Origin of the sequence: Streptacidiphilus jeojiense (genome assembly GCF_000719095.1) — a bacterium.
Lineage (GTDB): Bacteria > Actinomycetota > Actinomycetes > Streptomycetales > Streptomycetaceae > Streptacidiphilus > Streptacidiphilus jeojiensis.
On the sequence record NZ_JOEH01000047.1, the window covers coordinates 45,388 to 55,982 of the forward strand.

10 protein-coding genes are annotated in these 10,595 nt (G+C 68.8%); 2 read left to right on the plus strand and 8 right to left on the minus strand.

The window, feature by feature from the left end; all coding sequences use genetic code 11:
* Window positions 1-55: 55 nt before the first annotated feature.
* Entirely contained in the window at window positions 56-532 is a 477-nt protein-coding gene (locus IF29_RS46600; RefSeq protein ID WP_157624156.1) for a hypothetical protein, read from the plus strand.
* Window positions 533-549: 17 nt separating this feature from the next.
* On the plus strand, window positions 550-762 hold the full coding sequence (locus IF29_RS0138740) for a hypothetical protein (protein ID WP_030266289.1): 213 nt from the start codon (window positions 550-552) through the stop codon (window positions 760-762).
* Between the two features lie 288 nt (window positions 763-1,050).
* On the opposite strand, the gene IF29_RS0138745 is transcribed toward IF29_RS0138740, so the two are convergent.
* From IF29_RS0138745 to IF29_RS48290, 8 genes are all read right to left on the minus strand, one after another.
* Window positions 1,051-2,094: a DnaB-like helicase N-terminal domain-containing protein gene (locus IF29_RS0138745; RefSeq protein ID WP_030266292.1), complete on the minus strand. Its 1,044-nt coding sequence runs from the start codon at window positions 2,092-2,094 to the stop codon at window positions 1,051-1,053.
* A 2-nt stretch (window positions 2,095-2,096) separates the two neighbouring features.
* A complete protein-coding gene (locus IF29_RS0138750) occupies window positions 2,097-2,921 on the minus strand; it encodes a hypothetical protein (protein ID WP_030266295.1) in 825 nt (274 codons plus the stop codon).
* Window positions 2,918-4,729, minus strand: a complete 1,812-nt coding sequence (locus tag IF29_RS0138755) for a type IV secretory system conjugative DNA transfer family protein (protein ID WP_030266297.1) — start codon at window positions 4,727-4,729, stop codon at window positions 2,918-2,920. The genes IF29_RS0138750 and IF29_RS0138755 overlap by 4 nt, the downstream gene beginning before the upstream one ends.
* A complete protein-coding gene (locus IF29_RS0138760; protein ID WP_030266300.1) occupies window positions 4,729-6,228 on the minus strand; it encodes a VirB4 family type IV secretion system protein in 1,500 nt (499 codons plus the stop codon). The genes IF29_RS0138755 and IF29_RS0138760 overlap by 1 nt, the downstream gene beginning before the upstream one ends.
* A 2-nt stretch (window positions 6,229-6,230) precedes the next feature.
* Window positions 6,231-7,781, minus strand: a complete 1,551-nt coding sequence (locus IF29_RS0138765; RefSeq protein WP_030266303.1) for an SCO6880 family protein — start codon at window positions 7,779-7,781, stop codon at window positions 6,231-6,233.
* Window positions 7,778-9,478 carry a conjugal transfer protein TrbL family protein gene (locus IF29_RS0138770; RefSeq protein ID WP_030266306.1) on the minus strand — a complete coding sequence of 567 codons (1,701 nt, stop codon included), beginning with the start codon at window positions 9,476-9,478 and terminating at the stop codon, window positions 7,778-7,780. Before IF29_RS0138770 ends, IF29_RS0138765 begins: the two co-directional genes overlap by 4 nt.
* A gap of 35 nt (window positions 9,479-9,513) precedes the next feature.
* A complete protein-coding gene (locus IF29_RS0138775) occupies window positions 9,514-10,269 on the minus strand; it encodes a DUF8175 domain-containg protein (RefSeq protein ID WP_030266310.1) in 756 nt (251 codons plus the stop codon).
* A gap of 17 nt (window positions 10,270-10,286) precedes the next feature.
* Window positions 10,287-10,595, minus strand: a 309-nt coding sequence (locus IF29_RS48290; RefSeq protein ID WP_232242818.1) for a hypothetical protein, incomplete at its 5' end; no start/stop codon positions are given.

The window sequence follows — 10,595 nt, forward strand, 5'->3', positions numbered from 1 at the left end:
CAAACAGCTGCTGACCCCTCCCGGCTGGGATTGTATTTTGGCCATGCAGCTAGCTATGTCGGAGTCACTTGCTGACACTCTCACTTGGGCGGCCTTCATTGTTGCCTTGGGAGGAATCCCCATTGGCGCCTGGTTTGCCTACAAGGCCGCACGGCCAGATGCCCGCCTCTATTACCGCTTGGACGAAATCTTACATTTGGTCGTAGCTTCAAGCTATACGGAGAAGCTTCGCACCTCTTGGGGCGACTGCCCAGTCATCGACCCAACCGCCGCCACCTTGGTCATCGAGGTTCGCAGCCGGGCCGATATTCGGAAGGATGATTTCGTGCAGCATCTCACTTTCGATCTTGGGGCGAAAATCGTCGATCAGCTCTCCTCGGCAGCAGATGAACCGGCCCTGAAAGCCGAATGGTCTGAATCGACTGTGAGCTTTGAGCCCACCCTCATCCCCGAGACACAAATCTCTCCGTCACCTTCCTACTTGAGGGGGAGCCCAAGATCACCTACCCCCAGCGAGCTCTGGCTGATGTAAAGGTCATCGCGGGCCACATGCCCCCCAAGGGCCAGCCGCTCAGCTTGGGTTTTGGCCTTGGCGGTATCTTTGTCATGCTAATCAGCATGATGCTATTTGGAAGCACCGGCGATATAGTCTTTGCGGCCCCCATCATTGGCGCCATGCTCATCTCTGGCCTTGGCTTCTTTTTCTTCATTTGCTACAAGAAATACCATGCTGCGCCGCTGCCGCCACTATTTAAGCGATAGGCGAGCGTCGAATCCCAGCATCCATGTTCCTCATTAGCTCGGCGGCGGCATCAAGACTTGAAATCAATTCCTCATCGTCAGCCAAGAACCATACGTCTCGATCCAAGAGCCACCATGCACCGTTATATCGGGCGAAGTCTCGGATGGTCGCACTGAGGTACTGTGCTCGACCGTAGAGCAGAGCCTCAGCCATTACCGTGGCCTTCACCTCTTTAATACTGGATGCCTGCCTTCCCCTTGAGGCGGTGGTCGCGGAAGGTGTGCTGTCGATCATGCTTGCGCCCCCTTTCACGGCCGGATCTTGGGCTGGGCTTCGACCGTCGGCTGTGCAGGTGGCGCCTGCACAGCCGTGGGCATGGGCTGCTCTTGGAGCGTCTGCTCAGCAGCACGCGCCCGGGGGCCTTCGGCTGCCGTGCCCGTGACAGGACCGACCTGCTCCCCCTGCTTCACGTCGGCGATGACACGGGCGGCATCCACGGCCAGGTCAGCTCGAAGCGTGTCCACGAGCAGGTCACGGCCGATCTCGACGGCTGTGCCGACAACGACCTCTGTGGCCAGGAGGCTTGCGAGGTAGCCCTCCATCGTGGCGTCGTAGGTGGTTCCGTCGGCGCTGTACTGCCGGCTCAACTCCCAGGCGACCGTCAGCTCGGTGACCGGCTCGCCCTGATCGGAGACGGTGACGATCGCCTCGTAAACTTCGCGCCGCGGACCGTCCTCGAAGGTGTCGGCCGTCAACCAGACCTCGACCTCTACAACCTGCTCTCCGTTCTGCAGCAGGTCCGCCAGGACCTGGTCCTCTCGCCACTGCCGGCTGCCGACGATGGGGGCCGCTGCAACCTCCACCGCTACAGCACCGGCTGCGGACGCGCGCACCTCGGCGTCGGCGGGTGCGAGCCGAGCAACGGCCTTCGCCAGCCGGTCCAGGTGGTCCAGGTGGTCATCGACTCCACGCACCGGCCCCGCACTGGCGGCTATCCGCTCGGCCTGCGCAGCCAGCTGCCGGCGGACGAATGCCTCCTGCACCATCCGGGCGTACACCCCGAGGTCGGCTGCGTCAGGGCCGGTCGCAGCCAGGTCCCGCAGGTAGGCGGCATCGACTCCGGGCAGGTTGAGCCGTTCCGCGAGCCGGGAGGAGAAGTCGGCTTCTCGGCCGGCGCCAGTCTGCGTGACCTGTTCGGCGAGGCCGTTGACGATGGCGGCGTAGGTGGGGTTGGTGAAGCGGTCCGGAGTAAGGACGCGACGGTAGCCCTCGAACCATGTGGGGTCTCGAAGGAGGGCGACGACGAGAGCCTGCTCAGCCCGCTCGCTCAGGGAAGGGGTGGGGTGGGTCATCGTCAGTTCCTTGCGTCACGATCATGGTCTGCTCGGGCGTCCCCGAAAAGCCCCTTGGCTGCCCTGCGGCGTTGCGTTGCTGCGGTCGCTGCCTCCATTGCCGCTGCGGAAGCGTCCAGCTTCTCCGCGAAGGCGGCGTCCGTCACCAGAACCCAGGTGTCCTCTCCCGCGTCCAGCCACCAGGCCCCTTCGTGCCGGACGTACTCGGGGATGGCGGGGCTGAGCACGCTGGCCGCCCCGGAGGCGAGTGCTGCTCGCATTGCTTCGGCGGCCATCGTGCCGGGTGCCCCTGCCAGTGCGGCGTTCTCGGTGGGCAGCATCTCCTTCGGGATGCCGAGAGTCGGGTCGGCTTCGTTCCACCTCTTCTGGAGGTCCTGGTCGTCCGCTGCCTTGGCGTACTCCTTGCGGTGGCCGGTGCGGCAGTTGGATGCGTAGTAGCTAGCGGCGTTGGCCGTGACCACCCGCAGTTCGGTGTGCCAGTACCTCGCTGCCTGCCCGGCGGGCAGCTCGGAGCCGTATATCTCAAAGCGCCACACCATGAGCGCCCACAGCTCCTCGATCATGCCGGGGTGTTCCGCCCAGCAATCGGGGAGGCGGGACTCGACGGAGAGCTCGTAGCGGTCGTAGAGCCAGGTCACCCAGTTGCACAGCTTTGCCCAGTTGGCAGCCCGCTCGCTGGGGCTCATGTCGTGCCACTCGACCAGGCCGCCGGCTGCGATCTTGCCTCGACCGGCCGACAACTGGGTGCGGGTGCGGGGCAGCTTGGGGCGGCGGACTCGGGGGTGTCCCTTGATCCGGCCGATGGGCTGGTAGTCGGTATCGGTCATGCTGCGGCCTCCTCAGCTGCCGCCTGCTGGCGATAGGCCCTGGCCCACTCGACTGACTTGGTGAAGTCGGCAGCGTCCTTGCCTTCGTAGTGGCGCTGCATGACGACCTTCGTCGCCGGGGTCGTGGCGTGGATGATCAGTGCTTCGCGCCGCTCCTCGTTGAGAGTGCGGATCTCGTCGGCGGTAACCGTCTTCCGGTCCTGGAGCGTGGTCTGCATGGTTGTTCCGTGGCTGCCGGACTGGTAGGTCGTCAGTGCCTCGCGGTAGATGCCGGCGAGCTGGCTGAAGTCCTCCAACTCCTTACCGGCTAGGCCGCCGAGGGCGATCTTCACGGTGGAAGCTCCCCAGATCATGTCCGCGCCCTCCTGGCCCCAGCGCTTCCGGAGCTGGGCCATGTTCTGGGCGATGGCGGTGATGAAGATGCCGGAACCGCCCGCGAAGGAGAGCAGTTCAGGGAGATGCGGAAGCGGCGACACGTTCGCCACCTCATCGAGGATCATGCCGAGCGGCGGGTCGAGACGACCGCCGGGTGAGCGGTCGGCCAGCCGCTTCGCAGTCTCGGTGAACTCGTCGATGAAGGCGGTGATCAGCGGCGCCAGCGAGCGCGACTCCTGCTCACCCACGAGAAGGTAGAGGGTGCCGTTGTCCTTGAGGAACGTCTCGATATCCAGTCCCTGGCCAACGGCCGGGGCGAAGGTGGCGCGGGCCATCGGTGCGAACAGTGGCGTCAGCGCCGTCTGCACCGTGGCAAAGAGGTTCGCCCTGGTGTCGCCGGGGTTCCGGTAGAGGCTGTCCATCATGGCGGCAACCCCGTGCTCGGCCCGGTCCGAGTTGGCCAGCAGCTTGATGGGTTCCTCAATGCTGGGGTTGAAACCCCAGGTCAGGACGTCGTCCATCGTGCGGCCAGTGAGGGCCGCCGCGTGCAGCCAGCCAGCAAGGAGGCTGGTCGCGGTCGCGCCGAAGAAGCCCGCTCCGCTGCTGTCGGACGTCTCGGACTTCCCGATCTGCACCATGAGGTCGGCCCGCTGCATGGCCTTGCCGAAGTCCTCGCAACCGGAGGTCGGAGACCACTGGGCGATGTCCGGCCAGTCCACCATTCCCGTGGGCACCATGACCGCTACCGGACCGGCAGCCCGGCGGCTCAGAGCGGTGGCGTCCAGGACGTCGCCGCGGAGGCTGGTGACGAGTGCCGGCCCCATCCAGGCGTGTAGCCAGGGGATGATGATCTGGCTGGTCTTGCCCTGGCGCGGTGCCGCGAGCACTAGGACGCTGCTCTCCACGATCGCCCACAAGGCCAGGCCGGCCAACGTCCGCCCCAGGCTCACCGCGACGTCGGTGACCTTCATCTTTGTGCCGCGGAGGGAGGGCCGCACGGTCGGGCCTCGCCGCACGACGGCCTTCGCGGAGAGCGTTCGGGCCAGCTGGTTGTGCGAGGCGAAGCCGCGCACCGACCTGCTCCGGCGGCTGTTCCTGATCACCCAGGCGGCGGCCGTCGCCATCAGCGCCAGCACCAGGACCGCGGAGACGGCGAAGCCGACCTGTCCGGGCAGGTCACCGCGTGCTGCGACCGGCCACGCCTGCTTGGGGTCGGCCAGGTGGTGCGGCAGCTGCCGCGCGATGGCGAAGGCCGAGCCGAAGCTGACCGGCGGCCAAGCCGCGCGGGTCAGCAGCCCGGCGAGCTGGCCGGTGGCCCACGTACCCATCGTCACGGCGACCACCACGAGGACCAGGACCACGATGAGGTAGTCCGCCGGGCCGTCCAGGATCGGGCGCCGGGCGACCGTGCTGTTGCTGGTGGAAGCCGCCATCAGACGGCCATGCGCTCGTTGGTGTAGTACAGCTGACGCTCCAGCGGGCTGAGCACCGTCTGCACGACGTGGCTGGAGGTCCGGCCGATCTTCCAGATGGCGCGGCCGATCTGCTCGCCGCTCCAGGAGGCGATGTGCGCGCACTCGGTGTCGGTCAGTCCGATGGCGTCGCGGGTCATGGCCAAGGGGGCGGTGTCCTGGCGCAGGCAGATCCGGACGTCGCAGCTGGCGATGAGGTTCTTGGCGATGCTGACCTCTTCACTGCCCTGCGCGCCGACGGCCTCGAAGTCGGCGAGGCGGTGGGTGCTGAGGACCTGGATCGTCCCCTGGGCGCGGGAGAGTCGGAGGTCCGAGTCCAGCTTGCGAATCATCGCCGGGACGCGCATCGCCCGCCAGAGCTCGTCGCGGACGACCAGGCGGACCGGACCGCCCGGCTCGTCAATGGCGGCCTGGCCCCAGCTGCTGACGCAGGCCAGGGTCATGGCCACGGTTTCGTCGCCGCGGCCGTCGATGCGGCTGAGGTCCACTGTCTGGATCGGCGCGTTGAAGTCGGGGCGGACGGTGGTGGGCCGGTCGAACAGGCCGCTGAGGCTGCCGCGGACCATGTTGCCCAGGGCGTCTGCTGCTGGCCGGATCATCTCGCGCAGTTCGCTCACGTTGGCGTCGCGGACACGCAACTCCTCCGCCATTTCCGGCAGCGGGTCGCGCAGCAGCGCCCAGACGTCGGGGATGGTGGGGTCCACCAGCTCGCTGTTTCCGACCGCTTGGCCGGAGGCGTGCTGGATGGCGAGGCTGAGCGCGGCCTCCTCGGTGGGGGTGAGGTCCCGGCCCAGGCGCATGACTAGCAGCGAGGAGAGCAGGGTGATGCGGCGGCGGTGGATCTCGTCCAGGCGCTCGCGCAGCTCCTCCTTGTCCGTGGGCAGGTTGGTGCCGAGGGGGCCGGCGTCCAGCGGGTTCAAGCGGGCGCGGAGGCCGGGGCCGAGCTCCACCGGGGAGACGCCGAAGGCCCGTGCCAGCGGGGCGTACTCGTTCTTGATGTCGCCGAGGACGAAGGTGCGGACGCCGTACGCGGCCAGGCGCGTGGACAGCGCCTTGAGGGTCGCGGATTTGCCCGCGCCGGGGACTCCGGTCACCAAGATGTTGGGGTTGGTGATCAGTCCACGGTGCAGCCACTCGATCGGATGGCAGGAGAACGCGCCGCCGGCCAGGCAGTCAACGCCCATGTAGACGCCGACCGGCGGGATCGACGCACCGTACAGCCAGGGGTAGAGCCCCTGGACCTGGCCGGTGCTGCCGCGGAACACCGGAACGGCCGGCATGACCGGGGCACGGCCTCCGTAGGGGCGAGCCCATCCGCGCCGCGGCGCGACCGGCTGACGCCGTTCCTTGGCCTGCTTCGCAGTGTCCGATGCGGCAGCTGGCGCTGCGGGGGTGCCGAGGACCTGACCGAGATCGAAGGCAGGGAGGTCTGCGGCCTTCTTGCGGGTAAGGATGCTCATGGTCACCACCGCTTCTTCGGCAGGCCCATGCCGACCGGCAGGGCACCGCAGGCGAAGCCGACGTCCTGGGCGAACCACAGGCGCTGGAGTTCGATGCGGGCGCCGGAGGCGTCGGCCTCAAGCGCCGAGCAGGCGTCTTCGAGGTCGGCCGGGTCGGTGACGGTGACGGTGACGTAGGCGCTGAACCGCACCAGCCCGTGGCCAGCGGCCCGTTCGGCGTCCTGTGCCTCGGCGCGGTGCAGCGCCGCCTTTTCGTGCTCGGGAACGATCTGGCCGCTCTTGTGGCGCATGCTGACGGCCACGTGCCGGGCCGTGCGTTCCCGCATGACCTCGCGCTCGGCGGCGCGGGGCGTCAGGGGTTCGACGTGGAGCGAGAACGCGCGGCGGTGCTCGCCCTCCCCGAGCAGCGGGGCGAGCGCGGTGCTGTAGACCTTGTTGCGGGGCCACTCGGCGACCCAGTAGGTCACCGACTGCGCGCCGTCGTGGGAGTAGTAGGCGCGTGCGCTCTCGGCGGCGACCGGACCGGCGACGCCGACGGAGACTCCGGGCTCGGCGGTCGGCTCAAGTCCGCGGACCGCCGCCGCGTTGGCCTTGGCCCGGCGTTCGGCGAGCATCCGCGCGCTGTGCGGGTCGAAGGCGGTACGCAGCACCTCGGCCAGGTCGCGGGGGGCGAGCCAGCCCTCCACCTGGAGGTCGGCGGAGCCGATCGAGGTGGTCAGCGCCCGCAGGTGGCGGACGAGGACGGCGGCGGCGCCGACGGTGCCGCCGCCCGCGTTCTTGATCGGGCCGGCTGCGCGGGCGGAGTCCATCGTGAACACGAGGTACGCCTCGCGCTGGGAGGTGGCCAGGGTGGCGGTGCCCAGCAGTGACGAGGTGATCTCGACTGCCGCGGCCGGGGCGGAGTCGGCGAGGTGGTCCTCGTGCCAACGGTGCAGCGCGGCCCCGGACTCGGGCACCAGCCGCTGGAGGGCCTGGACGCGGATGATCGGACTGCCCTCGGAGCACAGGCCGGAGAGCAGCTGCCCCCAGCCAGCCACGCGCTGGTCGCGGCGGCTGGAGTCCACCAGACCGATGCCGGGGAAGCGGATGCGGGCAACCGCGCTGAACGTGCGGTCGGCCCGGTTGTGGATCACGGCCATGGTCTGGCCGTTGCCGGTGTCGGCTTCGAGGATGGTGAGCGGGGCGAGGATGCCCGGCAGGTCCATGCTCGGGCTGGCGTCGCCCCCGGCCTTGGTGGCGGGGTTGAACGGGCCGGAGAGGAAACGATTCTGCTGCCGGTTGCGGAGCAAGCTGAAACTCACGTAGGCGACCGCCCATTCATCTACGGTGCGTCCGGCGATCCGGACGTAGGCCAGAGCGACCAGGAGGAGGGAGAGGGGCCAGGTCACGAGCCCGGCTTGAAGGCGGGATGCTGCGAGTGGCCAGATGGCGAGGAGGACGCCGCCGCCGAGCATGGCCGCCCGCTGGGCGGACATGCCGAACATGAACGCCACCTTCTCCTGCTGCCAGCCGAAGTACGTGCGCGAGGTCGATGTGCTCTGGGTGTCGCTCACTTCGTTCCTCCTCCCTTGGGTGAGTTGGTGTCAGGTCCGCTGGGCCTCGGGCCAGGTGGCGGCGCGGTGCTGCTGGAACTGGGGCCAGTCGGGGGTGCTCCGGGCGCGGGCGGCGGTGTCACCGGGGAGGCCGCGGGCGGTGCCCCGGCTGGTGCCGACCCTCCCGGGGTGGAGCCCGGGTTAGCGGCTGGTGCAGGAGGCTGTGCCTCCTGCACTTCGGCGGGGCTGGGGCCGGACGTCGATTCCACGTCGGAGGGGACGACCGGCATCTCGATGGTGGGCGGGTCGGACGGTGCCGCCGACTCGCTCCCCATGGCGTCTGGTTGCGGCGTCCCGGTGACCGGCAGTTCCGGGGTGCCCTCGGTGCGGGCCTGCTGGTTCTCCTGGCCAGGTGCCTCCGCGGGCGGCTGGGGCGGTGTTCCGCCGGTCGGTCCCTGTGTGGCGGAACCGTCACCGCCGCCGCTGGTACTGGGCAGGGGTGCCTGGTTGCCGTACCGGGAGACGTAGCCCGCCGGCTGGGCTCCGGGGGCGGCCTGCATTCCGGCGTGACCGGCCATCTTGTCCATGCCGCCTGCAAGCGAGTTGACCGCTTGCTGGGCCAGACGGACGCCTGCCGCGGCGATCAGTCCGGCGGGGCCGGCTGCGGCAGCAGCACCGGTTGCCCCGGAAGCAGCACCAGCTGCCTGCCCACCACCCGATACCGCCCCGGCGACCTGGCCGCCGCCCTTGCTGGCGAAGCTGCTCATGGTGCGGTCCGCGGCGGAGGAGCCGAACTCCTCCGGGGAAACGCCGGAGGGGCCGCCAGCGCCTTGTGCGCTGAGGCGGCCTCCCGCGAAGCCGAGCAGGGCACCGAGGCCCGCCCCCCCGCCAGCCTGGATGTTGGCGAAGGAGAAGAACCGGGCAATGGAGGGCCAGGCGAGTGCGGCGAGCAGCAGCACGAGCATCCCGGCGAGGGTGGTCTCCAGGTCCTGGGAGTCGCCTGCGAGGTTGAAGCCGAGCGCGAAGACCAGGGCCACGATGGGCTTGAGGATGATCAGCTGCACCGTGGAGGTGACCAGCTTGGACCACCACCCCTTGGTGCCTTCGGAGATCATGCCTGCGGCCGAGATCGGCGAGGTGGCGATCAGCACGGCGATGGCGGCGTTGCGGAGCAGCATCTCGAACCAGAGCACGACGGTCAGCAGGATGCCGAGGATGCCGAAGATCAGGAGCAGGCTGCCGCTGGTCTGGGGGTCCCAGGCGACGAGCTTTGCGATCTTGTCGCTGAATGCCTTTGTTCCGCCGAGGCTGTTGTCCACGATCCACTTCGTGAGCTCGTCGCTGGCTAGCAGGCAGGTGGAGGCGATGGACAGGGTGAGCATGAAGGCGAGTGCTGCCTTGCCGACCCCGACAATGCCGGTCGCCAGGGCGGAGCCGTCGTGCGTGACGGCGGTGCGGATCACCTGGCCGAGCAGCAGGAGGACCGCGACGAAGCTGGCCAGGCCCAGCGAGATGGCGTAGACGTTGCGCAGTCCGGTGGAGGTGAGGTCCACGTTCGGGATCGCCACGAACGCCTTGGCGAAGCTGGTCAGCACGGAGGTTGCGGCGTCCGCGAAGCTCTTGCAGATGCTGTCCCAGGCGCTGGAGACGATGCTGTCCACGCCGTCGCCGACGATCGGGCCGGCGACGCAGCTGATGGGGTCGGTGAGGCAGGACATCTCTCATTCCCCCGCGGTGGTGGTTCGGTGGTTCATCAGTGCTTGAGCTCCTGCCAGCCCTTTGCCGATGCGTCCGGGGAGTCGGGCTGGGCGGTCAGGTTGCTGTAGTTCGTGTTGTCGCTCGGGGCGAGGACGTGCCAGTCACCGGCGGACCAGTGCATGTCGAGGGGGTACACCCCCATGCGCGTGGAGATGCCCTGGCCCGGCGAGCTCGTGGTGTAGGTCGCCAGGAGCAGCACCGTGGCGTCGTCCGCGGTTGTAGATCGGACCTGGTACTCGACCGGGGCCAGCACGACGGAGGCGCTGGCCGGGACCTGCCCGCTGGTGGGGAGGCCAAGCTGCTTGCGGGTGGCGGTCGGCCCCTGCGCAAGCTGCTGCGGGGCGTCGGACCAGGATGCGTCGGCCACCAGGCGGCCCACGGCGGCGGCCCGGTCGGGGTCGAGGGTGGAGCCGATCTGCCGCATGTACTCGACGCTCGCCGACACCGCGCCCACGGTGGAGTGCGGGTAGCCCAGCCTGACTCCGTTGACCAACTCGGTCCCCTCCACCAGTTGCAGGGCGCCGGTGAGGGCGGCCGATGCGCTGGGCGACGGAGTCGGCGTCGGGCTCTGCGAGGTCGATGCGCCGGGGAGCGGGATCGCTGCCGGCGGGGTGTATGTCTTCGGGGCGCGGGGGCCGAGCTGGGACTCGACCGCGACGCCTACCGCTACGGCGGCCAGGAGCGCCACGACGGCCGCCAGCAGACGCGGGAAGATCCGTCGCCGCTTGGGCGCAAGGAACGGGTTAGCCACGGTGGAGTCCCTGCCGCTTACGCCGAAGCGCCGAAGACGGTGTTGATCATGGGGATGGCGCACGCGGTGACGATGACGCCACCGAGCGACCAGATCAGCGCCCTCTTGCCCTTGTCGGCCGAGTCGGGCCGGTTGCTGAGGTGACCTATGCCCATGAGGCCGCCGGAGACCACGGCCGCCACGGCACAGGCGATCAGGCTGCCCCACTTCGCGTAGCTGAGCAGCAGGTTACTGACTTTGGAAGCGTGATGTCGTTGGGGGCTGACGGAGTGTGATTGTCGCGGTATGCCGGGTGTATGAGGTATCCGCAGGGTGGTGGGCTGACG